The sequence below is a fragment of the Actinoallomurus sp. NPDC052308 genome (assembly GCF_040679195.1).
Taxonomy (GTDB): Bacteria; Actinomycetota; Actinomycetes; order Streptosporangiales; family Streptosporangiaceae; genus Actinoallomurus; species Actinoallomurus liliacearum.
Window position 1 is genome coordinate 52,806 of sequence record NZ_JBFAUM010000024.1, and the last position, 24,790, is coordinate 77,595.

The 24,790-nt window shown below is 72.3% G+C and carries 23 protein-coding genes; 14 read left to right on the plus strand and 9 right to left on the minus strand.

The window, feature by feature from the left end:
* Positions 1 to 7: 7 nt before the first annotated feature.
* Positions 8 to 907: a helix-turn-helix transcriptional regulator gene (locus AB0L00_RS35925; RefSeq protein WP_364441788.1), complete on the plus strand. Its 900-nt coding sequence runs from the start codon at positions 8 to 10 to the stop codon at positions 905 to 907.
* 53 nt (positions 908 to 960) lie between these two features.
* On the opposite strand, the gene AB0L00_RS35930 is transcribed toward AB0L00_RS35925, so the two are convergent.
* Positions 961 to 1,542, minus strand: coding sequence for a TetR family transcriptional regulator (locus tag AB0L00_RS35930; RefSeq protein ID WP_364441789.1), 582 nt, complete (start codon positions 1,540 to 1,542; stop codon positions 961 to 963).
* A 179-nt stretch (positions 1,543 to 1,721) separates the two neighbouring features.
* Between AB0L00_RS35930 and AB0L00_RS35935 the strand changes: the two genes are divergently transcribed.
* On the plus strand, positions 1,722 to 2,138 hold the full coding sequence (locus AB0L00_RS35935; RefSeq protein ID WP_364441791.1) for a VOC family protein: 417 nt from the start codon (positions 1,722 to 1,724) through the stop codon (positions 2,136 to 2,138).
* 200 nt (positions 2,139 to 2,338) lie between these two features.
* Positions 2,339 to 3,343 (plus strand): RNA polymerase subunit sigma-70, encoded by a 1,005-nt coding sequence (locus AB0L00_RS35940; RefSeq protein WP_364441792.1) that lies wholly within the window; start codon positions 2,339 to 2,341, stop codon positions 3,341 to 3,343.
* Between the two features lie 97 nt (positions 3,344 to 3,440).
* Here the strand turns inward: AB0L00_RS35940 and AB0L00_RS35945 are convergent, their stop codons facing one another.
* Entirely contained in the window at positions 3,441 to 4,775 is a 1,335-nt protein-coding gene (locus AB0L00_RS35945) for a nitrate/nitrite transporter (protein WP_364441794.1), read from the minus strand.
* A 236-nt stretch (positions 4,776 to 5,011) separates the two neighbouring features.
* Here AB0L00_RS35945 and AB0L00_RS35950 point away from each other — a divergent pair, with 236 nt between their 5' ends.
* From AB0L00_RS35950 to AB0L00_RS35975, 6 genes are all read left to right on the plus strand, one after another.
* The gene (locus tag AB0L00_RS35950; RefSeq protein ID WP_364441796.1) at positions 5,012 to 7,114 is read left to right on the plus strand and encodes a molybdopterin-dependent oxidoreductase; all 2,103 of its coding nucleotides are present in this window, start codon (positions 5,012 to 5,014) and stop codon (positions 7,112 to 7,114) included.
* Complete coding sequence (locus tag AB0L00_RS35955; RefSeq protein ID WP_364441797.1) at positions 7,111 to 8,553, plus strand: FAD-dependent oxidoreductase; 1,443 nt, start codon at positions 7,111 to 7,113, stop codon at positions 8,551 to 8,553. Before AB0L00_RS35950 ends, AB0L00_RS35955 begins: the two co-directional genes overlap by 4 nt.
* Positions 8,554 to 8,649: 96 nt before the next feature.
* On the plus strand, positions 8,650 to 11,112 hold the full coding sequence (gene nirB / locus AB0L00_RS35960) for a nitrite reductase large subunit NirB (protein ID WP_364441799.1): 2,463 nt from the start codon (positions 8,650 to 8,652) through the stop codon (positions 11,110 to 11,112).
* Positions 11,113 to 11,176: 64 nt separating this feature from the next.
* Positions 11,177 to 11,551, plus strand: coding sequence for a nitrite reductase small subunit NirD (nirD, locus tag AB0L00_RS35965; RefSeq protein ID WP_345348858.1), 375 nt, complete (start codon positions 11,177 to 11,179; stop codon positions 11,549 to 11,551).
* Positions 11,548 to 12,726, plus strand: coding sequence for a uroporphyrinogen-III synthase (locus tag AB0L00_RS35970; RefSeq protein WP_364441801.1), 1,179 nt, complete (start codon positions 11,548 to 11,550; stop codon positions 12,724 to 12,726). Before nirD ends, AB0L00_RS35970 begins: the two co-directional genes overlap by 4 nt.
* Entirely contained in the window at positions 12,723 to 13,439 is a 717-nt protein-coding gene (locus AB0L00_RS35975) for a CbiX/SirB N-terminal domain-containing protein (protein WP_364441802.1), read from the plus strand. Before AB0L00_RS35970 ends, AB0L00_RS35975 begins: the two co-directional genes overlap by 4 nt.
* Here the strand turns inward: AB0L00_RS35975 and AB0L00_RS35980 are convergent.
* Together AB0L00_RS35980 and AB0L00_RS35985 are read right to left on the minus strand one after the other, a co-directional pair.
* Positions 13,378 to 13,974, minus strand: a complete 597-nt coding sequence (locus AB0L00_RS35980) for a GNAT family N-acetyltransferase (RefSeq protein ID WP_364441803.1) — start codon at positions 13,972 to 13,974, stop codon at positions 13,378 to 13,380. The genes AB0L00_RS35975 and AB0L00_RS35980 overlap by 62 nt on opposite strands.
* A gap of 53 nt (positions 13,975 to 14,027) precedes the next feature.
* Positions 14,028 to 14,432 (minus strand): helix-turn-helix domain-containing protein, encoded by a 405-nt coding sequence (locus AB0L00_RS35985; protein ID WP_364441805.1) that lies wholly within the window; start codon positions 14,430 to 14,432, stop codon positions 14,028 to 14,030.
* A 112-nt stretch (positions 14,433 to 14,544) separates the two neighbouring features.
* Here AB0L00_RS35985 and AB0L00_RS35990 point away from each other — a divergent pair, with 112 nt between their 5' ends.
* Entirely contained in the window at positions 14,545 to 15,480 is a 936-nt protein-coding gene (locus tag AB0L00_RS35990; RefSeq protein WP_364441806.1) for an NADP-dependent oxidoreductase, read from the plus strand.
* A gap of 150 nt (positions 15,481 to 15,630) precedes the next feature.
* Here AB0L00_RS35990 and AB0L00_RS35995 read toward each other — a convergent pair whose 3' ends face one another.
* Both AB0L00_RS35995 and AB0L00_RS36000 read right to left on the minus strand, forming a co-directional pair.
* Complete coding sequence (locus AB0L00_RS35995) at positions 15,631 to 16,740, minus strand: HAMP domain-containing sensor histidine kinase (RefSeq protein ID WP_364441808.1); 1,110 nt, start codon at positions 16,738 to 16,740, stop codon at positions 15,631 to 15,633.
* Positions 16,740 to 17,402, minus strand: coding sequence for a response regulator transcription factor (locus AB0L00_RS36000; RefSeq protein WP_364441811.1), 663 nt, complete (start codon positions 17,400 to 17,402; stop codon positions 16,740 to 16,742). Before AB0L00_RS36000 ends, AB0L00_RS35995 begins: the two co-directional genes overlap by 1 nt.
* A gap of 186 nt (positions 17,403 to 17,588) precedes the next feature.
* Between AB0L00_RS36000 and AB0L00_RS36005 the strand changes: the two genes are divergently transcribed.
* Genes AB0L00_RS36005 through AB0L00_RS36015 form a run of 3 tightly spaced genes read left to right on the plus strand, consistent with a single transcriptional unit; the run spans position 17,589 to position 20,841 of the window.
* A complete protein-coding gene (locus AB0L00_RS36005; protein ID WP_364441812.1) occupies positions 17,589 to 18,527 on the plus strand; it encodes an ATP-binding cassette domain-containing protein in 939 nt (312 codons plus the stop codon).
* Positions 18,524 to 20,074 (plus strand): ABC transporter permease subunit, encoded by a 1,551-nt coding sequence (locus AB0L00_RS36010; RefSeq protein ID WP_364441814.1) that lies wholly within the window; start codon positions 18,524 to 18,526, stop codon positions 20,072 to 20,074. The genes AB0L00_RS36005 and AB0L00_RS36010 overlap by 4 nt, the downstream gene beginning before the upstream one ends.
* Positions 20,071 to 20,841 carry an ABC transporter permease gene (locus AB0L00_RS36015; RefSeq protein ID WP_364441815.1) on the plus strand — a complete coding sequence of 257 codons (771 nt, stop codon included), beginning with the start codon at positions 20,071 to 20,073 and terminating at the stop codon, positions 20,839 to 20,841. The genes AB0L00_RS36010 and AB0L00_RS36015 overlap by 4 nt, the downstream gene beginning before the upstream one ends.
* Positions 20,842 to 20,923: 82 nt before the next feature.
* On the opposite strand, the gene AB0L00_RS36020 is transcribed toward AB0L00_RS36015, so the two are convergent.
* Both AB0L00_RS36020 and AB0L00_RS36025 read right to left on the minus strand, forming a co-directional pair.
* Positions 20,924 to 22,264 carry an RNA polymerase sigma factor gene (locus tag AB0L00_RS36020; RefSeq protein WP_364441816.1) on the minus strand — a complete coding sequence of 447 codons (1,341 nt, stop codon included), beginning with the start codon at positions 22,262 to 22,264 and terminating at the stop codon, positions 20,924 to 20,926.
* Between the two features lie 257 nt (positions 22,265 to 22,521).
* Entirely contained in the window at positions 22,522 to 22,728 is a 207-nt protein-coding gene (locus AB0L00_RS36025; RefSeq protein ID WP_364441818.1) for a hypothetical protein, read from the minus strand.
* 343 nt (positions 22,729 to 23,071) lie between these two features.
* On the opposite strand from AB0L00_RS36025, the gene AB0L00_RS36030 reads away from it, so the two are divergent.
* Positions 23,072 to 23,485: a ribonuclease domain-containing protein gene (locus AB0L00_RS36030; RefSeq protein WP_364441819.1), complete on the plus strand. Its 414-nt coding sequence runs from the start codon at positions 23,072 to 23,074 to the stop codon at positions 23,483 to 23,485.
* Between the two features lie 58 nt (positions 23,486 to 23,543).
* Here AB0L00_RS36030 and AB0L00_RS36035 read toward each other — a convergent pair whose 3' ends face one another.
* Positions 23,544 to 24,710 carry an AMP-binding protein gene (locus AB0L00_RS36035; RefSeq protein ID WP_364441820.1) on the minus strand — a complete coding sequence of 389 codons (1,167 nt, stop codon included), beginning with the start codon at positions 24,708 to 24,710 and terminating at the stop codon, positions 23,544 to 23,546.
* Positions 24,711 to 24,790 lie beyond the last annotated feature (80 nt).

Consider the following 24,790-nt stretch of genomic DNA (forward strand, 5'->3'; position numbering starts at 1 on the left):
GGAGGGCATGGACGACCGGCCCGACCACCGCGCCCAGATCCGCGACTTCCTGGCCACCCGGCGCGCCAAGCTCACCCCCGAGCAGGTCGCGCTGCCCACCAGCGGCCGGCGCCGGGTCCCCGGACTGCGCCGCGAAGAGGTCGCGGTGCTGGCCGGTGTGAGCACCGAGTGGTACACCCGGCTGGAGAAGGGCCACATCAGCGGCGTATCGGACGAGGTACTCGACGCGGTGGCCCAGGCCCTGCGCCTGGACCAGGACGAACGCACCTACCTGTTCGACCTCGCCCGAGCCGCCCGGCCCGCCCGCCGCGCGCCCTCGCGCCGCAAGGACGTCCAGGTCCCACCGCGGGTCCAGTGGCTGCTGGACTCCATGACGATGTCGGCGGCGTTCGTGCGTAACGGCCGCCAGGACATCGTCGCCCACAACGCGCTGGCCCGGACCTTGCTCGCGCCGTTCTTCGACAGCCCCGCCATCGCCCAGCACGGCCGCGCCAACCTCGCCCGCTACATCTTCCTCGACCCGGGCTCGCAGCAGTTCTTCGTCGACTGGGACGCGGCCACCGCCGTCACCGCCGCGCTGCTGCGCGCCGAGGCCGGACGCGAGCCCCATGACCGGGCCCTGCGCGACCTCATCGGTGAACTGTCCACGCTCAGCACCGAGTTCCGCAGCCAGTGGGCCGTCCACGACGTGCGTCTCCGCCACCACGGCGGCAAGCGGCTGTGGCACCCGCAGGTCGGCGACCTGGACCTGACCTACCAGTCTCTCGACCTGCCCATGTCCAACCGGACGGTGCACCACCTCACCATCTACACCGCCGAACCGGGCAGCACCTCCGAAGACCGGCTCAAGCTCCTGACCAGCCTGGCGGCCACCCAGCCGACACACCCCACCAGCCGGCCGCGCTGAAGCACGCGCGAGCGGAGAACGGTGGACGGTCGGCCGTCCGGATCGGGCGGTTCTCAGTCCAGGGCGGCCAGGGCCTGCTCGGCCGCGTCGCGGAGGCGGGCCGGATCCGGGTGGGCCCGGCCGAGCACCCGCATTCCCTGCAGCAGCACGAGGAGCAACCGGGCCAGCGCCCGGGGGTCCTTGTCCGCCGACAGCTCGCCCTGGGCCCGCGCCCTGGTCAGCGCCGAGGTCAGGGCGGTCTCCACCGTGTCCCAGCTCGCCTCGACCCGGCGGGCCGCCTGTGGATCCCGGCCCGCCAGCTCCACCGCGGTGTTCACGACCATGCATCCCCGCCGGTGCGGATCGGCCGCCGACTCCTCGGCATAGGCCCGCACCAGCGTCCGTACGGCCGGCAGGACGGGGCCCGGCTGCGACAGGAGCTCGACGACGTTCAGATCGCGGGTCTGGGCGTACCGCTCGTACGCCTTGAGGAAGAGCTCGTGCTTGCCGCCGAAGGTGGCGTAGATGCTCGCCCGCGCGATGCCGAGACGCTCGACGAGGTCGGCCATCGACGTCGCCTCGTACCCGCGCTCCCAGAACAGCTCCATCGCCTTCTGCAGCACGGCGTCCGGATCGAACTCCTTCGTCCTCGCCACGTCTCAGGACGCTAGTCGAATGTAGACCGATCGGTCAAATATCGGTGGCCGGCGGAAACGCGCCGGCGGCGTACCTCGAGGAGAATCTTCATCGCGATACCGATGAGTCCGTCGGAGGCCTGTCGTTACATGGACCAGAACGTCGGCGAGCGGCCGACCGGACCCGAGGAGACAGCACCATGGAGATGAAGCTCGAACTCATCGTCGTCCCCGTCTCGGACGTCGACCGGGCGAAGGCGTTCTACGCCGAGAAGGCCGGTTTCACGGTGGACGTCGACTTCAGTGCGGGCGAGGACTTCCGCGTGGTGCAGCTCACGCCCCCCGGTTCGGCCTGCTCGATCGCGCTGATGAAGAACAAGGAGACGGCCGGCGCGGTGCAGGGCCTGCACCTGGTGGTCACCGACATCGAGGCCGTGCGCGCCGAGCTCGTCCAGCGCGGCCTGGAGGTGAGCGAGGTCTTCCACCACGAGGCCGGCGGCCCGGTGCCGGGGCACGACGCGGAGGAGCGCGACTACGCGAACTTCGCCTCCTTCAGCGACCCGGACGGCAACGGCTGGCTGCTCCAGCAGGTCCGGCGCGGCGGCGGCGCGGCATGACCGAGCGAAGCGAGGGAATCGGTGAGCAGAGCACCTTGGTCATGAGGCCGAGGAAGGAGGTCCCATGACCGAGCGGAGCGAGGGAATCGGTGAGCAGAGCACCTTGGTCATGAGGCCGAGGAAGGAGGTCCCATGACCGAGCGGAGCGAGGGAATCGGTGAGCAGAGCACCTTGGTCATGAGGCCGACGAAGGAGGTCTCATGACGGGCACCGCCGAGGCGACGCGCACGCCGGACCCGAGGGACGAGATCGCCGCGGCCGTCGCGGGCGACGAGCCGGCGTTCGCCGCGCTCACCGAGCGGCACCGGCGTGAGCTGCACGTCCACTGCTACCGGATGCTGGCGTCCTTCGACGAGGCGGAGGACGCCGTGCAGGAGACGTTCCTGCGGGCCTGGCGCGGCCGGGAGGGCTTCGACGGAGACACGCTGTTCCGCGCGTGGCTCTACCGGATCGCGACGAACGTCTGCCTGGACCTGCTCCGGCGCGCCGCACGCCGGCCGATCCGGGCCGGTTCGTTCGCCGAGGTGCCGTGGCTGCAGCCGTACCCGGACGGTCTGCTCGAGGAGGCCGCGCCGGCCGACGAGGGACCGGACGCGGTCGTGGTCGAGCGGGAGACGATCGAGCTGGCGTTCGTCGCGGCCCTGCAGGCGCTGCCGCCGAGACAGCGGGCGGCGTTCCTCGCGCGCGACGTGCTCGCCAGGTCGGCGGCGGAGACGGCGGAGCTGCTGGGCACGAGCGTCGCCGCGGCCAACAGCGCGCTGCAGCGGGCCCGCGCGACGATGCAGCGGCAACTGCCGGCGCGCCGCACCGAGTGGTCGACGGGTGGGCTGAGCGGCGCGGAGCGTGCGCTGCTCGACCGGTTCATCGACGCGCACGAGCGCTGCGACGCCGCGGCCGCCATCGCGATCGCGGCCGAGGACGTGCGCGTCACGATGCCGCCGTACCCGTACCGCTACGAGGGCCTGACGGCGCTCGCGCCGCTCCTGGAGCGGGCGTTCGGGGAGGACCGGGACGGCGACTGGCGCCTCGTCCCGACGTCGGCGAACCGGATGCCGACCGCTGCGAGCTACCTGCGGCGGCCGGGCGACTCGGAGTTCCGGGCGTTCAAGTTCGACGTCCTGCGCGTCGAGGACGACCGGCTCAAGGAGATCACGACGTTCGGCCCGGAGTTGTTCCCGCGGTTCGGCCTGCCGCCGACGCTCTGACGGCCCGGTGCCGCCCCTCGGCGGGGCGGCACCGCGCCTGGCCCCTCGGCGGGGCGGTGCCGCGCCCGGTCACTCGGCGGGGCGGTGCCGCGCCCGTTCAGACGCCCGGCAGTCGCCGCGGGGATCGGCGGAGGTAGACCGCCCAGGTCACCGCGGCGCAGAGGACGTAGTAGGCGATGAAGGCGATGTACGCGCCGTTGCCCGTCTTGTAGGTCAGGAACGACTGGCGGAAGGCCAGGTTGACCAGGACGCCGCCGAACGCCCCGACCGCCCCCGCCACGCCGATGAGCGCACCGGACAGCCGGCGGGCCTCGTCCTCCGTCGGGGCCTTGGCCCGGAAGATCGCGGGGATCATCTTGTAGGTCGAGCCGTTCCCGACGCCGCTGAAGACGAACAGCAGCACGAACCCGGTGAGGAAGAGCGGCAGCGACCGCACGGCGGACGCGGTGAGGACGATCGCGGCGCCGACCGCCATCGCCGCGAAGTTCCAGAAGGTGACCCTGGCTCCGCCGATCCGGTCCGCCGCCCAGCCGCCGACGGGCCGGATCAGCGAGCCCAGCAGCGGGCCGAGGAACGTCAGGTACGCCGCCTTGATCGGCGTGTCGAAGTCCGCTTTGAACTGCACCTGCAGCACCTGGCCGAAGGCGAAGCCGAACCCGATGAAGGAACCGAACGTCCCGACGTACAGCAGTGACATGATCCAGCTGTGCGGTTCCGTCATGACGTCCCGCATCGCCCGCTTGTCGTTGCGCATCCCGGCGAGGTTGTCCATCCGCAGCGCGGCGCCCAGCGCGGCCAGCACGATGAAGGGGATGTAGATCCCGGCGACCAGTCGGGGGTGGTCCCTGCCGGCCGTCGCCAGCACCGCCAGCCCGACCAACTGGACGACGGCCACGCCGATGTTGCCGCCGCCGGCGTTGATCCCGAGCGCCCCCCCCTTGAGCCGCTGCGGATAGAACGCGTTGATGTTGGCCATCGAGGAGGCGAAGTTGCCGCCGCCGACCCCGGCCACCGCCGCGAGGACCAGGAGGGTGGTGAAGGAGACGCCCGGCCGGACCAGGACGGCGGCCGACACCGCCGGGATCAGCAGCAGCGCGGCGCTGAACATCGTCCAGTTGCGCCCGCCGAACCTGGCGACCGCGAAGGTGTACGGCAGGCGCAGGGCGGCGCCGAGCGCCGTGGGGACCGTCGTCAGCAGGAACTTCCCGGCGGGGTCGACGTGGTACGCCGGTCCGAGGAAAAGCACCAGCACGGACCAGAGGCTCCACACCGAGAACCCGATGTGCTCGGAGAAGATCGAGAAGGCGAGGTTGCGCCGCGCGACCCTCGCTCCCGTCTCCTCCCAGAAGCCCCGCTCCTCCGGGCGCCAGTCCGCGATCCACCGGCGTCCGGCCGTGCCGCCGCCGGGAAGGCGTTGTTCGATGATGGTCATTCGGGTCCTCCTGGCTGCGGTGCCCTGGCTGGGGTGCTGCGCCGAAGCTAGGAACGGCCCGTTTCTCCGGTGTGTGTCGCGTAATGCGATGGTGATAACTTCCCCGCACCCGAGCCGGGGCGGGCTGTGAGAGTTCACTCACCGCACCGCAGGTCAGCGGCATCGGTGAAGTGGTTGTAGCGGCCCGGTAACACCGCGGACCCGGCTGTGAAACGCCTCGACCACACGATCGAGGCATGTCGCCCATACCCACCCACTGTCCGTACTGCGCGCTGCAGTGCGGCATGCTCGTCGGCCCCGGCACCGTCGCGCCCCGCGACGACGTCCCGGCCAACGGGGATCCCGGTGGGGCCCCGGAGGTGGCGGGGCGTAGCCATGGGGGTGGAGCACTGTGCCAGAAGGGGTGGACCGCCGGAGACCTCCTGCGCACGCCGGACCGGCTGACCGTGCCCCTGATGCGGGCGCACCGGGACGCTCCTCTCGAGCCGGTCTCCTGGGACGCCGCGCTGGACCGGATCGCCGCCGAGGTCCGCCGGATCCAGGAGGCGTACGGCCGCTCGGCCGTCGCGGTCTTCGGCGGCGGCGGGCTGACCAACGAGAAGGCCTACCAGCTCGGCAAGTTCGCCCGCGTCGCGCTCCGTACGCCCAACATCGACTACAACGGCCGCTTCTGCATGTCGTCGGCGGCCGCGGCGCAGAACCGCGCGTTCGGCCTGGACCGGGGCCTGCCCGTGCCGATCACCGACGTCGCCGCGGCCGGCGCCATCCTGCTGGCCGGCGGCAACGTCGCCGAGACGATGCCGCCGTTCGTCCGGCACCTGACCGCCCAGCGCGAGCGGGGCGGCAAACTGATCGTCATCGACCCGCGGGAGACCCCGACAGCCCGCCGCGCCGACCTGCACCTGCAGGTCACGCCGGGCACGGACCTGGCCCTCGCGAACGGCCTGCTGCACCTGGCGATCACCGAGGGACTGGTCGACAAGGCCTACCTCGACGAGCGCACCGCGGGCTTCGAGGCCGTCCGCACCGTCGTCAACGGCTACTGGCCCGAGCGCGTCGAGCGGATCACCGGCGTGCCGGTGCCGGCGATGCGCGCGGCCGTGCGCATGCTGGGCGACGCGGCGGACGCGCTGATCCTGACCGCGCGCGGCGCCGAGCAGCACGCCACCGGGACCGACACGGTGACCGCCTTCATCAACCTGGCCCTGGCGCTCGGCCTTCCGGGGCGTCCCGGCTCCGGGTTCGGCTGCCTGACCGGACAGGGCAACGGGCAGGGCGGCCGCGAACACGGGCAGAAGGCCGACCAGCTGCCCGGCTACCGGAAGATCGGCGACCCGGCCGCGCGCGAGCAGGTCGCCCGCGTCTGGGGGATCGACCCGGGCGACCTGCCGGGCCCCGGACTGTCGGCCACCGAGCTGCTGAACGCGCTCGGCACGCCCGGCGGGCCGCGTGCCCTGCTGCTGTTCGGTTCGAACCCGGTCGTGTCCGCGCCGGACGCGGGCCGCGTCGAGGCCCGCCTCGACGCGCTCGACCTCCTCGTGGTGTCCGACTTCGTGCCGTCCGAGACCGCGGTACGCGCCGACGTCGTGCTGCCGACGGCGCAGTGGGCGGAGGAGACCGGCACGGTCACCAACCTGGAGGGCCGGGTCCTGCTGCGGCGGGCGGCCGTGCCGAGGCCGCCGGAGGTCCGCACCGACCTGGAGATCATCGCCGCCCTCGCCGGGCGGCTGGCGGCCCCCGGCCGGTTCAGCGCCGAGCCGGCCGAGGTGTTCGATGAGCTGCGGGCGGCGAGCGCCGGCGGGCTCGCCGACTACTCCGGCATCACCTACGACCGCATCGTCGCCGAGACCGGCGTCTTCTGGCCGTGCCCGGGGGAGGGGCACCCGGGCACACCGCGGGTGTTCCTCGACCGGTTCGCCACGCCGGACGGCCGCGCCCGCCTCGTCCCGGTGGAGCACCAGGGGCCCGCCGAGGACGTGTGCGCGGACTACCCGATCTACCTGACCACCGGGCGGGTGCTCGCCCACTACCAGAGCGGCGCGCAGACCCGCCGGGTGCGGGCGCTGCTCGACGCGGTGCCCGAGGCGTACGTCGAGATCCACCCCGACCTGGCCGGCCGGCTGGAGATCGGGGAGGGCGACGAGGTCCGCGTCACCGGCCGGCGGGGCCACGCGGTCGCCAAGGCGCGGTTCAGCACGGCCATCCGCCGCGACACCGTCTTCATGCCCTTCCACTGGGCCGGTCCCGCCCGCGCGAACCTGCTCACCAACCCGGCGCTCGATCCGACGTCGCGGATGCCGGAGTTCAAGGTGTGCGCCGTCCGACTGGAGAAGAAGTGAACGGACACATCGTGGTCGTCGGCAACGGCATGGCGGGCTCCCGGCTCGTCTCCGAGCTACGGGCCCACGACCGCGACCTGCGGATCACCGTCTTCGGCGCCGAGACCGCCCAGCCGTACAACCGGGTGCTGCTGTCGAACGTCCTGGCCGGTGTCACCGCGCCCGGCGACATCGGCCTGACGGATCCGGCGTGGTACGCCGCGAACGGCGTCGACGCGCGCCTCGGGCAGGAGATCGTCGCGGTCGACCGGGAACGCAAGACGGTGACCTGCGACGACGGGACCGTCACCGGGTACGACACGCTCGTGCTCGCCACCGGCAGCGCCCCGGTCGTGCCGCCGCTGCCGGGGCTGGAGGCCGAGGGCGTCGTCGCCTTCCGCACGCTCGACGACTGCGGCGCCATCATCCGGCTGGCCGATGTCGCCGAGTCCGCGGTGGTCGTCGGCGGCGGGCTGCTCGGCCTCGAAGCGGCCCGCGGGCTGGCCGGGCGCGGGCTGCGGGTGACCGTCGTCCACCTCGGCGGGCATCTGATGGAGCGGCAGCTGGACGCCGAGGCCGGCGGCGTCCTGCGGCGCACGATCGGGGACCTCGGCGTCCGCACGCTCGTCGGAGCGCGGCTGACCGGGGCCCGGACGGACGGCGGCCGGGTCACCGGGATCGAACTCGACGACGGGACGATGCTGCCCGCCGACCTGGTGGTGCTGGCCTGCGGCATCCGGCCGCGGACCGGGCTCGCGCGCGAGGCGGGACTCACGGTCGACCGGGGCGTCGTCGTCGACGACCGGCTGCGCTCGGTGGACGACCCCGACGTGCACGCGATCGGGGAGTGCGCCCAGCACCAGGGCACGGTGTACGGGCTGGTCGCGCCCGCGTGGGAGCAGGCCCGGATCCTCGCCGACCTGCTCACCGGCGGCGACGCGCGGTACGAGGGATCGCGGCAGGTCACCCGGCTGAAGGCGGCCGGGATCGAGCTGGCCGCCATGGGCGAGACCGCCGTCGGCGACGACGAGGCGGAGGTGATCCGCTTCGCCGACCCGGCGCGCGGCACGTACAAGAAGGTCGTGATCCGGGACGACCGGCTGATCGGCGCGATCCTGGTCGGCGAGACCACCACCGCGGGGATGCTCACCCAGCTGTACGACCGGGCGGCGCCGGTGCCGTCCGACCGCCTGGCGCTGTTGTTCCACGGGCTGAACCCGGTCACGCCCGCCGAGACGCCGGTGCGGATGCCGGACGCGGCGACGGTCTGCGCGTGCAACAACGTCAGCAAGGGCCGCATCCGCGCCTGCTGGGAGGCGGGCGCGCGGGACGTCTCCGACGTCGCCGCCGAGACCCGTGCCACCACGGGCTGCGGCGGCTGCCGGGACACGGTCGAGGGGATCCTCGACTGGCTCGGAACCCAGGAGGTGACAGCTCCTACCAGGTCAGGCCGTACGTGAGCGGCATGTAGCACAGCGGTAACAAGCGGGACGCAGACGCGAAACGCCTGATGGTCAAGATCGAGGTCAGGTCGTGTCGGGGAGGACTGAATTCGGATGACCAGCCGTCTTGTCGTTGTCGGCCACGGCCCGGCGGCGCATCGCCTCGTCGAGGCGCTGCGGGAGCGCGACTCCGCCGATCGGTGGCGGATCACGGTGGTCGGGGAGGAGCCGCGCGCGGCCTACGACCGCGTCGCGCTGACGTCCTACCTCACCGACGGCGCCGACCTCGGCTACCCGCCGCACGACGACAGCGTGGTCGTACGGACCGGGGAGCGGGTCGCCGCGATCGACCGCGCCGCCCGTACGGTCCGCACGGACGCGGGGGAGACCCTGCCCTACGACGCGCTGGTGCTGGCCACCGGGTCGGTGCCATTCGTGCCGCCGGTGCCGGGCGCCGAGCACGCCTTCGTCTACCGGACGATCGAGGACCTCGACGCGCTGCGCGCCGCGGCCGGTGGCGACCTTACTATGTCAAGGCAGGCGGCCGGTGTGGTCGTCGGCGGGGGGTTGCTCGGACTGGAGGCCGCCCGCGCGCTGCAGGGGCTCGGCCTGGACACCCATGTCGTCGAGCTGGCGCCCTGGCTGATGCCGCGCCAGCTCGACGAGGGCGGCGGCGCGATGCTGCGCCGCCACATCGAGGCCCTCGGCATGACCGTGCACACCGGCGTCGGCCTCGAACGCGTCGAACCCGGCGCGGTGCGCCTGGCCGGGGACGTCGTCCTCGCCGCCGACGTGGTGGTCTTCTCGGCCGGCGTCCGCCCGTGCGACGACCTCGCCCGCGCGGCCGGCCTGCCGGTGGGACCGCGCGGCGGTGTCGTCGTCGACGACGCCTGCCGTACCGAGGACCCGCGCGTCTTCGCCATCGGCGAGTGCGCCCTGGTCGGCGGAATGGTCTACGGGCTGGTCGGGCCGTGCTTCACGATGGCCGAGGTGGTCGCGGACCGGCTGCTGGACGGGGAGGCGCGGTTCACCGGCGCGGACCTGTCCACCCAGCTCAAGCTGATGGGCGTGGACGTCGCCAGCTTCGGCGACCCGTCCGCCGATGCCCTCGACGTCATCTACACCGACCCGATCGCCGGGATCTACAAGCGCCTCGTCGTCAGCGACGACGCGCAGACCCTCCTGGGCGGCGTGCTGGTCGGCGACGCCTCGTCCTACCCGACGCTGCGCGCGTACGTCGGCGCGAAGCTGCCCGGCACGCCCGAGCAGGCGCTGTTCGGCGGCACCGAGGCGGCGGGCGGCGCGCTGCCCGAGTCGACCATCATCTGCAGCTGCAACAACGTGACCGCCGGGACGATCCGGGGGGCGATCGCCGAGGGCGGGCTCACCGACGTGCCCGCCGTGAAGGCCTGCACCCGGGCGGGCACCGGCTGCGGCAGCTGCGTGCCGCTGGTGAAGAAGATCCTCGACGGGGAGCTGACCGCCGCCGGCGTCGAGGTCAGCAAGGCCCTCTGCGAGCACTTCGACCACAGCCGCGCCGAGCTGTTCGACATCGTCCGGGTGCGTGGCATCGCGACCTTCTCCCAGCTGATCGCCGAACACGGGCGCGGCCGCGGCTGCGACATCTGCAAGCCGGCGGTCGCCTCGATCCTGGCCAGCCTCGGCAACGGCCACATCCTCGACGGCGAGCAGGCCGGCCTCCAGGACACCAACGACCGGTTCCTGGCGAACCTGCAGAAGAACGGCACCTACTCGGTGGTGCCGCGCATCCCCGGGGGCGAGATCACGCCCGAGAAGCTGATCGTCATCGGCGAGGTCGCCCGGGAGTTCGGGCTCTACACCAAGATCACCGGTGGACAGCGGATCGACCTGTTCGGCGCCCGCGTCGAGCAGTTGCCGCAGATCTGGAAGAGGCTGATCGACGCCGGGTTCGAGTCCGGCCACGCGTACGGCAAGGCGCTCCGTACGGTCAAGTCCTGCGTCGGCTCGACCTGGTGCCGCTACGGCGTCCAGGACTCGGTCGCCCTCGCCATCCGCCTCGAGCTGCGCTACCGGGGCCTGCGCGCCCCGCACAAGATCAAGTCGGCGGTGTCCGGGTGCGCCCGCGAGTGCGCCGAGGCGCAGAGCAAGGACTTCGGCGTCATCGCCACCGAGAAGGGCTGGAACCTCTACGTCGCCGGGAACGGCGGAATGCGGCCGCGCCACGCGGACCTGTTCGCCGGCGACCTGGACGAGGACACGCTGGTCCGCTACGTCGACCGGTTCCTGATGTTCTACATCCGCACCGCCGACCGGTTGCAGCGCACCGCGTCCTGGCTGGAGGGCCTCGAGGGTGGCCTCGACTACCTGCGCGAGGTCATCGTCGACGACCGGCTCGGCATCTGCGCCGAGCTGGACGCGGCCATGGAACGGCACGTGTCGGACTACGCCGACGAGTGGCGGGCGATCCTGGAGGATCCCGAGAAGCTGCGCCGCTTCGTCTCCTTCGTCAACGCGCCCGGCATGCCCGATCCGAGCATCGTCTTCGAGCCCGAACGTGACCAGATCAAGCCCGCGATGGAGGAGGTGGCCCGTTGACCGGCACGTGCGCGTTCCCGGTCGGCGGGCGGCGACCGGGCGGGCGGAGCGAAGGGAGCACCCGTTGACCGAGACCCTGGCGCCGGCGCCCGCGATCACCGGCACACCGGCCGTGCGAACGTGGACGACCGTCTGCGACTACGACGACCTGCAGCCCGAACGCGGCGTCTGCGCGCTGGTCGGCGACCGGCAGGTCGCGATCTTCCGCACCTACGACGGCGCGCTCTACGCCCTGTCCGGGCACGACCCCTTCAGCGGCGCGAACGTCCTGGCGTGGGGGATCGTCGGGACCCGCGGCGGGCTGCCCACCGTGGCCTCCCCGATGTACAAGCAGGTGTTCGACCTCGCCACGGGCCGCTGCCTGGACGACCCGGCCGTGGCCGTGCCGACCTTCCGAATACGGCGTGCCGGTGGCCGCGTGGAGGTGGCCGAGTCGTGAACGACGCGCCCCTGGCCGGATTCACCGTGGGCGTCACGGCGGCGCGTCGGCACGAGGAGCTGTCGGCGCTGCTGGAGCGCAAGGGCGCCCGCGTGGTGTACGCCCCCGCGATCCGGCTGCTGCCGCTCGCCGACGACGCCGAGCTGCTGGCGGCCACCCGCGAGATCCTCGCGGACCCGGTGGACGACGTGATCGTCACGACCGGCATCGGCCTTCGGGCCTGGCTGGAGACGGCCGACGGCTGGGGGCTGCGGGACGATCTGATCAAGCGCCTGGGCGACGTGCGCATCCTGGCGCGCGGCCCGAAGGCCAAGGGTGCCGTGCGCGCCGCCGGGATGGCCGAGGCCTGGTCGCCCGAATCGGAGAACTGCGACGAGGTGCTGCGTCACCTCCTGGAGGAGGACATCCGGGGCCGGCGGATCGCCGTCCAGCTCTACGGCGAGCCGACGCCGCACCTCACCGGCGCGCTGCGGCGCGCGGGCGCCGACGTCGTGGAGGTCCCGGTCTACCGCTGGGCCCGCACGGACGACCCGACGCCGCTGCGCAGGCTCGTCGGGCAGGCGGTGGCCGGCACCGTCGACGCGATCACCTTCACCAGCGCCCCGGCGGTGTCCGCGACCCTGGCCGTCGCGGCCGAGGACGATCTCGAGGATCCGCTGCTGGACGCGCTGCGCACCCAGGTGGTCGCCGCGTGTGTCGGTCCGGTGACCGCCGCGCCGCTGGAGGAGCGGGACGTCGCGACGGTACGACCCGAGCGCGCCCGCCTCGGCGCGCTCGTCCGGGCGCTCGCCGCCGAGCTGCCCGTGCGGCGGTCCAGCCGGGTCGCCGTGGCCGGTCACGCCCTTGAGCTGCGCGGACACGCCGTGGTGATCGACGGGCAGCTCAAGCCGATCGCCCCGGCGCCGATGGCGATCCTGCGGGCCCTCGCCCGCCGTCCCGGCCACGTGGTCTCGCGCGCCGAGCTGTGCACCGTGCTGCCGAGCCGGACCCTGCCGGGCGGCACGAGCCAGGGACGCCCGTACCCGGACGAGCACGCCGTAGAGATGGCGGTCGCGCGGCTGCGCCGCGGCCTGGGCCGGGGCGGACTCGTCGAGACCGTGGTCAAACGCGGTTACCGGCTGGCCTGCGAACCGATCCGCACCACCCCGCGCACCGGTGCCCCGGAGGCGGTATGACGCTGCTCGCGGTCGGGCACGGCACGCGCGACCCGGCCGGAGCCGCCGTCATCCGCGCCCTTCTCGACCGGCTCCGCGTCCTGCGCCCCGGGCTGCCCGTCGTCGAGTCGTACGCCGAGATCACCGAGCCGTCCCTGGAGGACGCCCTCGCCGGGCTGCCCGCCGTGCGGAGCCCGGTCGTGGCGGTTCCGCTGATGCTCGGCCGCGGCTATCACACGCTGGTCGACATCCCCGGCCGCGCCGGCCCGTACGTCACGGTCGCCCGGCCCCTGGGACCGCACCCGCTGCTGGCCGGGGCACTGGCCGACCGGCTGGGACGGGACCGGCACGCCGACGCGGTCGTGCTGGGCGCGGCCGGCACCTCCGACCAGCGGGGAGTCGCCGACGCGGCCGCCGCCGCGCACCTGCTGGGCCGTCGCCTGCGCCGCCCCGTGTCGTACGGCCTGGCGGCCGGAGCGGGCCCCGAACTCGCCGAGGTCGTGCGAGGCCTGCGGGCCCGGGGCGCGCGCCGGATCGCGGTCGCCTCCTATCTGCTTGCGCCCGGCCACTTCCACGACCGCATGCTCGCCGCGGGCGCCGACGCGGTCGCACCGCCGCTGGGCGTGCACGACGCGCTGGCGCGGGTCGTCCTCCGTCGCTACGACGAGGCGGTCACGGCCGCGGCCGCCGGGGCGAGGATCCGGGGCCGTCGGGCGGTGAGCCGCGCAGGATGACGTGGGCCGGACGCCCCAGCTCGAGGAACATCCGCACGTCGTCGTACCGAAGGTCGCCGACCTCGATCGCGTTGGGCAGGCGTCCCCACTCGCGGAAGCCGAGCCGCTCGTACAGCTCGATGGCGCCATGGTTGTTGCCCCGGGCGCCGAGGGTCAGCACCTCGATTCCGTTCGCGCGAGCGTGGTCGATGACGGCCTCCAGGACACGCCGGCCCAGCCCGAGCCCGCGCGCCTTCGGGTGCGCCATGACCTTCTGCACCTCCGCGTTGTGACGGAAGACGTCGGTGGCGCCGCGACGCCACAGGCCGCCGGCGGCCACCTCGCCGTCGAGGAGGGCCAGCGCCAGAGCGGCGTCGCCGGCCCGGGCCCGGTCGAGGACCTCGTCCAGCCACCGGTCGGTCTCCGCCCGCTCGGGCGGGGTCAGCCAGCCCACCGCCCCGCCGAGCTCGACGACAGAGTGGATCATCCGGTGCACACCGGCGCGTAGGCGCTCGTCGGCTGAGGTCGGCCAGTGGATCTCTACGCGTGGGTTCACGGTCGGCCATTCTCCCGGACCGGCACCGGCCCCCTTCGCCCCGGGCCGCGAAGTCAGGGGGCGTCCGGCGCGTCGTAGGTCGCGCGGGCGGCGTGGACCTCGCCGATATGCGTCTCGGCCCACTCCTTCGCCGCCTGGACGAGCGGCAGCAGGCTCATACCGAGCGGGGTCAGCTCGTAGTCGACACGGACCGGCACGGACGGAGTGACGGTGCGGGTCACCATGCCGTCCCGTTCGAGGGTCCGCAGCGTCTGGGTGAGCATCTTCTGGCTCACGCCCGCGATGGTCCGGCCCAGGTCGCTGTAGCGCCGTGGGCCGTCGGCCAGCGCGTTGAGGATGAGGGTGACCCACTTGTCGCTGATCCGGTCGAGCAGCTCCCGGGCGGGGCAGGTGGCGAGGTACGCGTCGAAGGCGGCGCGGGCCTCGGCCCGCCGTTCGGTGGCGGTCTGGGTCGGCATGGCTCTCCTGAGGGTGGCTTACGCACTTCCAGGTACGTACTTCCCAGTAGAGAGTAGCAATCCGTAGGTTTCCGGTGTACCGCAAATCGACACACGGAGAAAGGACTACGCCATGCGCGCGGTCGTCGTTCGTTCCTACGGGGGCCCGGAGGCCCTGGAGCTCGCCGAGGTCCCGGTTCCCGAGCCGGGCCCCGGCCAGGTACGCGTCCGGGTCCGCGCCGCCGCCGTCAACCCCGTCGACGTCGCGGCCCGCGCCGGTCTTCTCGTCGAGGGCGGGATCATGGCGGCGCGCGAGGTGACCGGCCTCGGCTGGGACGTCGCCGGGGTCGTCGAGGCGACCGGCCCCGGCGTGGCCGGGTTCGTACCGGGAGAGGAGGTCATCGGGCTGTCCGACCGGCTCGACCTGCCCCTGGGCACCCACGCCGACCAGGTCGTCCTCGACGCGGACGCCATCGCGCGCAGGCCGGCCGGGCTGTCCCCGGAGACGGCGGCCACCTTGCCGCTGAACGTCCTTACCGCCGACCAGGCCCTGGACCTCCTGGACCTCCGGGCCGGGCAGACCCTCCTGATCACCGGCGCGGCGGGTGCCGTCGGCGGGTTCGCCACCGAACTGGCCGCGCTGCGCGGGATCCGCGTCGTCGCGGTCGCGGGGGCGCAGGACGAGGAACCGGTCCGCGGGCTGGGCGCCGAGATCTTCGTGCCCCGGACGCGGGAGCTGTCGGCGGCAGTCCGCTCGGTGGTGCCCGGTGGCGTCGACGCCGCGATCGACGCGGCCGTCGTCGGTCTCCCCGCGCTGGAGGCCGTACGCGGCGGAGGCGCGTTCGTGGCCGTCGCCGGCGGCGCGGCCCCGCCGGCGCTGCGCGGCACCCGGGTCGCCAACGTGTGGATCCGCGCCGACGGGCCGCGGCTGGCCGAGCTGGCGCTGCTCGCGGCGGACGGACGCCTCACGCCGCGGGTGGCCGGGACGTTCCCGCTGACCGAGGCGGCGACGGCCCACCGGCTCCTGGAGAAGGGCGGCCTGCGCGGCCGCCCGGTGCTCGTGCCCTGAGCCGGTGACCGCCCGCCGGGAACGGTCCTCATCGCCGGGGCGACCGGCCGAGCGTGGTGCGCTCGGCCGGTCACGCGCCATGGGCGGCGGTTCAGGCCGGGACGGTGAGGGTGGCGGTGTTGTCCGAAGGATGGATAGGGAGCTCGGCGGTCAGTCCCGGTACGACTTCCGCTTCAGCCGAAAACTCACCTCGACCGTGAGTCCTCCTTCTGAGCGGGGATGCGCTGCGAGTCTTGCGCCGTGTGCTTTGGCGATGGCCAGCACGATGGCGAGACCAAGGCCGTGTCCGTCGCGGTGTACCCGCTCCGCGCCGGCTTGGTGGAAGGGCCGGAAGAGGCGTTCGAGGTCCTGGCGGGGAATCGACGGGCCGGTGTTGCTGATCGCGATGTTCGCATGTTCCGTCGATGAGGTGGTCGAGACCGTGACGTGGCCCCTGGCGATGTTGTGGTGGAGGGCGTTGTCGAGGAGGTTCGCGATCAGACTGGTGACCAGTCGGGGATCTCCGACGGTTGGTGCGGGGGCGAGGCCGGCGTCGATGCGGATGCCGCGGCGGTCCGCTTCGCGCCGGTGGCCCGAGATGACGCCCTGGGTGATCTCGGCGAGGTCGATCGGGTCCCAGCGTTCGACTCCCCGCTCGCCGGTCGCAAGGGTGAGCAGGGCTTCGATGAGCCGTTCTTGTTGGTCTCCGAGTTGGAGGGCCTCTTCACAGGCGGCCCGCAGGCTTTCGGTATCGGCGGCAGGGTCGGCGAGAGCGACCTGGAGAAGCGTGCGCTGGCCGGCGAGGGGGGTGCGCAGTTCGTGGGAGGCGTTGGCCACGAAGTGGCGTTGGGCTTCGAAGGCGGCCTGAAGCCGTCCGAAGAGATCGTTGAGGGTCCTGCTGAGGTCGGTGAGCTCGTCAGCCGGGCCGGTGAGGTCGAGCCGTCGGTCCAGGTTGGTGGCGGAGATCTCCTGGGCGGTGGTGGTGATGACGCGCAGGGGGCGAAGGAATCTGCCGGCGAGCCACCAGGCTCCGGCCATGGCGATGGCCACGGCACCCAGGCCGATGGCGGCGGGACCGACGTCAAAGGTGCGGCCGCCGGTCGCCGGAGCGGCGGGGGTGCCGGCCGGGGCTCTTTGTTCGCTGTGGCCGTAGAGGAGGTTGGTGGCCAGCAGGACCGCTGCCAGCAGACCGAGAGCCAGGCCGGAGTAGAGCAGAGTGAGCTGCACCCGCAAGATGGGCCGGCGACGCAGGAGGGACATGACGTTCTTCACCGGGCGCATCACTGGTCTCCGATCCGGTAGCCGGCCTCGCGGATGGTGTGGATGAGGGGCGGGCCGCCGAGCTTGGCCCGCAGCCGGCGGATGGTCGTCTTGACCGCGGTGGTGAAGGGGTCGGCTGCCTCGTCCCAGACCCGTTCGAGGAGCTCTTCGGCGGAGACCACCCGGTCTCCTGCGGCGAGGAGGCATTCGAGGACCGCGAACTCCTTCGGGCTCAGCTCCAGGCGCCGTCCAGCACGGAAAGCGACCCGACGGCTGGGGTCGAGTGCGACGTCACCAGCGTGCAGGGTCGGTGGTGTCGCGGGCGCGGCTCGCCGCCCGAGAGCGCGGACACGGGCCACCAGTTCGGAGAAGTCGAACGGCTTGGGAAGGTAATCATCGGCGCCCAACCCGAGGCCGTCGACGCGGTCCTTGACGGTGCCGGCGGCGGTGAGCATCAGTACGCGGCTGTTCGACCGTTTTGCGACGATCTGCCGGCACACCTCGTCCCCGTGGACTCCGGGCAGGTCCCGGTCGAGGACCACGATGTCGTATCGGGTGACAGCCAGGTGATCGAGCGCGTCGCTGCCATCGAGGACGACGTCGACCGCCATGCCCTCGCGGCGCAGGCCGGTCCCGATCGAGCGTGCCAGGACCTCGAAGTCCTCGACGACGAGCACTCTCACGACCGTTCTCCATTCGGGTTCCTACCTGTGGCGGCGAGGCCCGGTTCGGAACATCGACCACGTCGCTCTTCACGATGACAGGCACAGGGTGTCAGTCCGGTGTCGGCGGCTGCCACCGGGCTGACACCTGCCGTGCCGTACATCTGGTGGCGAAGACCATCCCCATGACCAAGGACGGACGAGCACGTGAGCGACGCAACGATCGAGGTCAGCGGCCTACGTAAACGCTTCGGGCCGACAGTCGCCCTCGACGGTATGACCTTCACGGTCACGCCCGGCACGGTGACCGGCTTCGTCGGCCCGAACGGTGCGGGCAAATCCACCACCATCCGGGTGATCCTCGGCCTGGACGCCCCAGACGAGGGCCACGCCCTGATCGGCGGAAGGCCTTACGCGCAGCTGCCGCACCCGCTGCACCACGTCGGTGCGCTGGTCGACGCCGCCGCCCTCCAGCCCAGCCGCACTGGGCGAAACCATCTGCTGTGGCTGGCCCACTCCCAGGGCATGTCCGCAGGCCACGCCGACGACGCGATCGAGCGCGTCGGCCTCGGCGGCGCGGCACGTCGGAAAGCCGGCGGCTACTCACTGGGCATGCGCCAACGCCTCGGCATCGCCGCGGCCATGCTCGGCGACCCCCCGATGATCATCATGGACGAGCCTTTCAACGGCATGGACCCCGAAGGGATCATTTGGATGCGCGGGCTGCTGCGCTCCCTCGCCGCAGAGGGACGCGCCATCCTCGTCTCCAGCCACCTGATGGGCGAGCTGCAAGGTATCGCCGATCACGTCGTGGTGGTCGGCCGCGGCCGTGTACTCGCCGACGCCCGCGTCGAGGACCTGGTCGCCCGCGCCTCGGGCGACCAGGTCCGGCTGCGCACCTCGGCGCCGGCCGACGCTGCCGCGGCGCTGCACCGGTCCGCGACCGACGCAACCGTCACCGACGCCCACACCGTCACCGCGTCCGGGGTCCCCGCGCAGCGCGTCGTGGAAATCCTCAGCCAAGCGGGCGTGCCCTTCTCCGAGGTCACCACGCACCGGGCGACGCTCGAAGACGTCTACCTTCAGCTCACCAGCAGCGAGACCGAGTACCAGGCCGGCACCTTGCACCGGGAGGCGCGACGATGACCACCACCGCGGCGCCCCGCCCGACCGCCCAACCTGAGCGGGAGAGCTTTCGGCCGGTTCTTCGGGCGGAGTGGACCAAGTTCCGCACGATCCGGGGCTGGCTGATCGGCCTGGGCGTCGCCGTCGTGCTGTGCACCACGTTCACGTTCCTTGTCGCCAACGGTACCCACGAAGGCACCTGCACCGGCACCGGCTCGACCTGTCAGTCTGGTCATCCCTACGTGGCGACCGGACCGGACGGCGAAGCGGTCGCTGACAGCTACCAGTTCGTTGAGCAACCGCTCACCGGCGACGGCACGATCACCGCGCAGGTCCGCTCACTCACCGGCGTGACCTCGTCCAACCCGACCAACGTCGCCCCGTCACTCGCCCAGACCCGCCCCGGCCTGGCGGCCTGGGCGAAGGCCGGAATCCTTCTGCGGCCGAGCACCAAGCAAGGATCGCCCTACGCCGCGGTCATGGCGACCGGCGCTCACGGCGTCCGCTTCCAGGACAACTACACCCACGACCAGGCCGGCCGGCCCGGGCCGGTCTCCGACACCTCGCCACGCTGGTTGCGGCTGACCCGGACCGGCGACACGCTCACCGGCTACGACTCCACCGACGGCACGGCCTGGACCAAGATCGGCACCGCGCACCTGGCGGGGCTTCCCTCCACCGTGCATGTCGGGCTGTTCGTCACCTCGCCCGTGTCGTTCGATCGTTCAAGCAGTGGATTCGCCACCCAGGCCACCGCCACCTTCGATCACGTCACCCAAGGCGCCTGGCGCGAGCAGAGCATCGGCGCTCAGGACTTCTACCCGAAACTGCCAGGCGGCAGCTACCACCGCATCGGCAGCTCTTTCGTCCTGCGCGGCTCCGGTGACATCGCCCCCGCCGTGGTGGAAGGGCTCCTCGGCACCGACACCCCCTCCAGCACCATCGTGTTCGGGCTCATCGTCGGCCTGATCGCGATCATCGTGGTCGCCACGATGTTCATCACCGTCGAGTACCGCCGCGGCCTGATCCGCACCACCTTCGCTGCCACCCCGCACCGGCATCGCGTGCTCGCGGCCAAGGCAGTCGTCATCGGCGCCGCTGCCTTCGTCATCGGAGCACTCGCCGCTGCGGTCGCCGTCCCCCTCGGCGAGCACATCCTCAAAGCGAACGGCGCCTACGTCTTTCCGGTCAGCACTCCCACCATGGCGCGCATCATCGCCGGCGCCGGCGCGCTGGTCGCCGTCACCGCCGTCGCCGTCCTCGCCGTCGGCACCATCGTCCGGAAGAGCGCCGGTGCCGTCACGGCAGGCATCGTCGTGTTCGTCCTGCCATACATCATCGGCTCATCGATGTCCGGTGGCGCTGAGCAGTGGCTGTTCCGCCTCACTCCAGCCGCCGGCTTTTCCGTCCTGGGCGCTCTCCCCAGATCTGCGCAGGTCGCCTACCCCTACACCATGGCAAACGGCTACTATCCGCTCTCTTGGTGGGCCGGCCTTGCCGTGTTGTGCGCCTACGCCGCCCTCGCCCTCGGCATCGCCGCCGTCACGCTGCGCCGGAGAGACGCGTGATCGACGCGCTGCGAGCCGAATGGACCAAACTGCGCACCTTGGCCAGCACGGCCTGGCTCCTCATCGGCGCCGCCGTCCTGACCGTCGCGGTCAGCGCCGGCATCGCCGCCACCACCCACGTATCCTCCGACCGCGGGCAGGACCCCACCAAACTCGCCCTGACCGGCATCACTCTCGGCCAGGCGGTCGTTGCCGTCCTCGGCGTCCTCGCCGTCTCGGAAGAGTACGGCAACGGCATGATCCGCCTCACCCTCACCGCCATGCCCCGTCGCGTGGTCGTCTTGGCCGCCAAAGCCGTCAACGTCGCCTGCCTCACCCTCCTCGCCGGACTGCTCGCCGTCGCCGGTTGCCTGCTCATCGGGCGACTGATGCTCCCCGGCGCCGGCCTCGACCCAGCTCACGGCTACGCACTCATCTCGATCAGCCACGGGCCTACTCTGCGGGCCGCCGCCTGCGGCGGCCTCTACCTCATGCTCATCGCCCTGCTCGCCCTCGGCGTCGCCACCGCCATCCGCGAGACCGCCGTCTCGATCGGAGCCGTCCTCGCCCTGCTCTACCTGCCCCCGATCCTCGCCCAAGCCGTCGCCGACCCGCTGCGACGACACCTCGAACAGATCGCCCCCATGACCGCCGGGCTGGCCGGCCAGGCCACCACCAACCTCAGTTCCCTCCCCATCGCCCCTTGGGCCGGCCTCGGAGTCCTCGGCGGGTGGGCGGTCGCCGCGCTTTTCATCGCCGGACTCCTGCTCCGGCGGCGCGACGCCTGAGCGGTCGCCTGCGACCTGGAACGCGAAGGCCCGCCGGGAGCGGGTGCTCCCGGCGGGCCTTCGTACGGTCGGCTCGGTCCGCTCAGCTGGCGAAGTCGAGCAGCGGCTGGGCGTTGCTCGGGTGCCGCAGCTTGGACAGCGACTCCTTCTCGAGCTGACGGATCCGCTCACGGGTCAGCCCGAGGTGCTTGCCGATCTCGTCCAGCGTGCGCGGTGTGCCGTCGTACAGCCCGAACCGCATCGCCATGATCTTCTCTTCCCGCGGAGAGAGCACCGACAGGGCGCGGCGCAGCTGGTCGGCCATCAGCTGGCGGTCGACCAGTTCGGACGCCTCCGGGCTGTCGGTGTCCTCGATGAGGTCGCCGATGCGCGTCTCGCCGTCCTCGCCGATCGTCGAGTCCAGGCTGATCGGCTGGCGGCTGGTCCGCAGCAGCTCCTGGACCTGGGCGGGGCTCTTGTCGAGCTCCTCGGCCAGCTCCTCCGGAGTGGGCTCGCGGCCCAGACGCTGGTGCATGTCCCGCTCGACGCGGCTGAGCTTGCTCAGCATCTCCAGGACGTGAACCGGCAGCCGGATCGTGCGGGCGGAGTCGGCGAAGCCACGCTGAATGGCCTGCCGGATCCACCACATCGCGTAGGTGGAGAACTTGTAACCCTTGGTGTAGTCGAACTTCTCCACCGCGCGGATCAGGCCGAGGTTGCCCTCCTGCACCACGTCGAGCAGCGACAGGCCGCGGTCGGCGTACTTCTTCGCCACCGAGACGACGAGCCGCAGGTTGGCCTCGAGCATGTGGGCCTTGGCTCGGCGGCCGTCCTCGGCGACCAGCTCGAGATCATCGCGGTCGTCCTCGGAGAGCCCGGTCTCGGTCTCGAGCTTGTGCTCGGCGTAGAGTCCGGCCTCGATGCGCTTGGCGAGCTCGACCTCCTGCGCGGCGGTGAGCAGCTGCCGGCGGCCGATCGCCTTGAGGTAGGTGTGCACCGAGTCGCCCATGACCGAGGACTGGTCGTCCAGGTCGGTCGGGGCGTCGACCTCGTAGTCATCGGACTCGAGCTCGGCGGCGGGAACGTCCACCGCGTCGGGGTCGGCCGGGTGCTCGGACCCGGTCTCGGCCTGCGGCGCCTCGGCCTCGGCGGCCTTCGCCTTGCCCGCGGTCCTGCTCTTGGCGCGGGCGGGCTTGGCCTTCTTGACAGTGGCCGTACCCTTCTTGGTGGACGCGGCCTCGGTCTTGTCCTCGCTGGCCAGTCGGACTCCGGCGTCGGTCAGCTGGCGAATGATGGAGCGGCCCTGCGCGGGGGTGATGCCGGCTTCCTGGAAGGCATTGCGCACCTCATCCAGCGAGAGGTGCCCCTGAGAACGGCCACGGTCGAGAAGCTCCTCGAAGGACGTCAGCCCTGCGGGCATGGTCGCAGCAGCGGTTCGCGGCATGAGGACACCTCCCTCCCTTCGTGTCCTAGCGGTATGGGACGTATGTCGTCTGCTTGCGCGCGCACTATCGGAAACGCGCGATTGTGGCCGGGTTGTTCCCGCAGAGCGGAAACTTTCACGTGTGCACGCGCCCGGGTACGGCAAAGCCCCCCTCGCCTGCCAGCCGCACAGGCTATCAGCACCCCGTCCGACCTGCGGGGTAAGCGCCTCGGTGGGTCGTCACCAGGTGTGACCAAGACCACTCTGCGTGGCCGGCCTCAGCGATGGGTGCGGATCGTCGCGATCTTCGACGTGCACGTGGTGATCGTGCCATGAGTGCCGCAGGTCCAGTGGCCGATGACCACCAGGCCGGCCGTGCCCTCCGCCGGAGTGTCGGGGTCGTTGTACTTCTCGAAGACGCTCATCGCCTCGACGCAACTCGTCCGGCCGCGTACGACCTGGACCGTGGCACGGCCTCCGGTCACGGTGGTGACCTGGCCGCACTCCGTACCGGGACGAGCGAGCCGCGGCCGGCCGGTGGGGGACGGTGACGGGGTCGGGATCACCAGGGGCCTGGTCGGCCGCGCCTGCGGATGGCGCTCACTCGCGCAACCCGCGGCGGCGACCAACATCAACAGGGCGAATGCAGGGCGTACCACCACGACGACGGATTCTCCCAGAGCCGCAGGGCCCGCCGGACCGCGACGTCGCGCGGGCGGTTACCTCGACCAGTAGAAGAATTCACCATTTTTTGGCGGTTCGGGGCTTCAACGACGCCCTGACAAGACTGATCATGACGGGTGACCGTCCCCCTGACAAGGAGGCTCCGTGCACACCCGCCAACGCTCTCGCTCCACCTGGCCGGTCCGGCTCGCCGTCACCGTCGCGGCGACCGCGTCCGTGGCCGGCGTGGTCGGCGTCACCCACGCCGGCGCGTCGGTCTACGGCTCCTGCACGATCTCGCGGTGCGCCGACGCCCGTTCGGCCGACTCGATCTGGGCGTCCAAGGGCTACCCCACGACCAGCGGCTGGTACTCCTGGCCGGACGGCAAGTACAACTACACCGGGGGCCGGTTCTACAACCGCGAGGGTGAGCTGCCCAGCGGCGCGACCTACTACGAGTACGACGTGTACTCCCGCGCGAAGGGCGCCGCGCGCGACGCGTACCGGATCGTGGTGAACCGCAGCACCGGCGTGACCTGGTTCTCGCCGAACCACTACACCGACTTCTACCAGCTGTAGGCGCGTCCGGCGGGTCGCCGCGCGCCACGGGCGAGATCCACCGGGCACGCCCTCGGCGTCAGCCCCGGCGCAGGCGCTCCAGGTCGGGTTTGCCGGAGGGGAGCAGCGGCAACTCCTCGACGAGCTCGAGCCGGCGCGGCGCCGCGTACGCGGGGAGCTCCGCGCGGACCCAGGCGCGGAGCTCCTCCAGGTCCGGCGGGTCGTCGCCGGGGACGACGACGGCCGTCACCCGCTGGCCCCACTCGGGATCGTCGCGCCCCACGACGGCGACGTCCCGTACGCCGGGATGCCGGGCCAGCACCGTCGCGACCTCGCCCGCCACGACCTTCTCCCCGCCGGTGACGATGACATCGTCGGCCCGGCCCCGTACCCGCAGCCGCCCGTCCTCGAGCACGCCGAGGTCCTGGGTGACGAACCACGCGCCGTCCCGTACGGCGGCGGTCAGGTCGGGCCGCAGCCGGTAGCCGCCGAACAGCACCGGGCCGGCCAGCCGGATGCGCCCGTCGGCGCCGATCTCGACGGACACGCCGTCGAGGGGGACGCCGTCGTAGACGCAGCCGCCGCAGGTCTCGCTCATCCCGTAGGTCGTGAAGACCCGGCCACCGCGCGAGCGGGCCGTCGCCACGAGGTCGGGCGGCGGCGCCGCCCCGCCGAGCAGGATCGACCGGAAGCCGCGCAGGTCGACGCCGGCGTCGATGAGGCGGCGGAGCTGGGTCGGCACGACCGAGATGTGCGCCGCGCCGGATCCCGCGACCTCTGACACGTCGAAGCGCGGGTGTATCACCGGGTCGGTGCCGGCGACCAGGGACCGGATGAGGACCTGGACGCCCGCGATGTGGCTGGTCGGCAGGCAGCACAGCCAGCGGTCGCCGGGCTCGGCGCCGATCCGCGAAAGCGTCGCCGAGGCGGAGTGCCGGAGCGCCGTCGCCGCCAGCTCCACGACCTTCGGCGCGCCGGTCGATCCGGACGTGGCGATCAGCACCGCCGTGTCGTCGGCCACCGCCGGCCCCGGCGCGCAGCCGGTACCGCAGTCGTACCGCCGTTTTCCGTCTGTGGTCTCCACCCAGGACGGGCGGAGTGCGTCGAGCAGCCGGGTCAGGGCGGGGGCGGGCAGCTCGGGGGAGAGCGGGCAGATCGCCGGGCCGGTGCCGTCGAGCGCCGCCTCCAGGCGGCGGAACAGCGACGGGCCGGGCGGCAGGATGACGGCGTGCAGGCTTCGGCTCATGACGCCGATCAGCCTAGTGCAGTGACGAGACTTGATTGATCATTCAAATTACTATGTAAAGGCGGCCGCCGCGTCGGCGA

Coding starts and splice junctions, on each gene's coding strand:
- AB0L00_RS35925 (WP_364441788.1), top strand. CDS start 8: ATGGACGACCGGCCCGACCACCGCGCCCAGATCCGCGACTTCCTGGCC.
- AB0L00_RS35935 (WP_364441791.1), top strand. CDS start 1,722: ATGGAGATGAAGCTCGAACTCATCGTCGTCCCCGTCTCGGACGTCGAC.
- AB0L00_RS35940 (WP_364441792.1), top strand. CDS start 2,339: ATGACGGGCACCGCCGAGGCGACGCGCACGCCGGACCCGAGGGACGAG.
- AB0L00_RS35945 (WP_364441794.1), bottom strand. CDS start 4,775: ATGACCATCATCGAACAACGCCTTCCCGGCGGCGGCACGGCCGGACGC.
- AB0L00_RS35950 (WP_364441796.1), top strand. CDS start 5,012: ATGTCGCCCATACCCACCCACTGTCCGTACTGCGCGCTGCAGTGCGGC.
- nirB (WP_364441799.1), top strand. CDS start 8,650: ATGACCAGCCGTCTTGTCGTTGTCGGCCACGGCCCGGCGGCGCATCGC.
- AB0L00_RS35975 (WP_364441802.1), top strand. CDS start 12,723: ATGACGCTGCTCGCGGTCGGGCACGGCACGCGCGACCCGGCCGGAGCC.
- AB0L00_RS35985 (WP_364441805.1), bottom strand. CDS start 14,432: ATGCCGACCCAGACCGCCACCGAACGGCGGGCCGAGGCCCGCGCCGCC.
- AB0L00_RS35990 (WP_364441806.1), top strand. CDS start 14,545: ATGCGCGCGGTCGTCGTTCGTTCCTACGGGGGCCCGGAGGCCCTGGAG.
- AB0L00_RS35995 (WP_364441808.1), bottom strand. CDS start 16,740: ATGCGCCCGGTGAAGAACGTCATGTCCCTCCTGCGTCGCCGGCCCATC.
- AB0L00_RS36010 (WP_364441814.1), top strand. CDS start 18,524: ATGACCACCACCGCGGCGCCCCGCCCGACCGCCCAACCTGAGCGGGAG.
- AB0L00_RS36020 (WP_364441816.1), bottom strand. CDS start 22,264: ATGCCGCGAACCGCTGCTGCGACCATGCCCGCAGGGCTGACGTCCTTC.
- AB0L00_RS36035 (WP_364441820.1), bottom strand. CDS start 24,710: ATGAGCCGAAGCCTGCACGCCGTCATCCTGCCGCCCGGCCCGTCGCTG.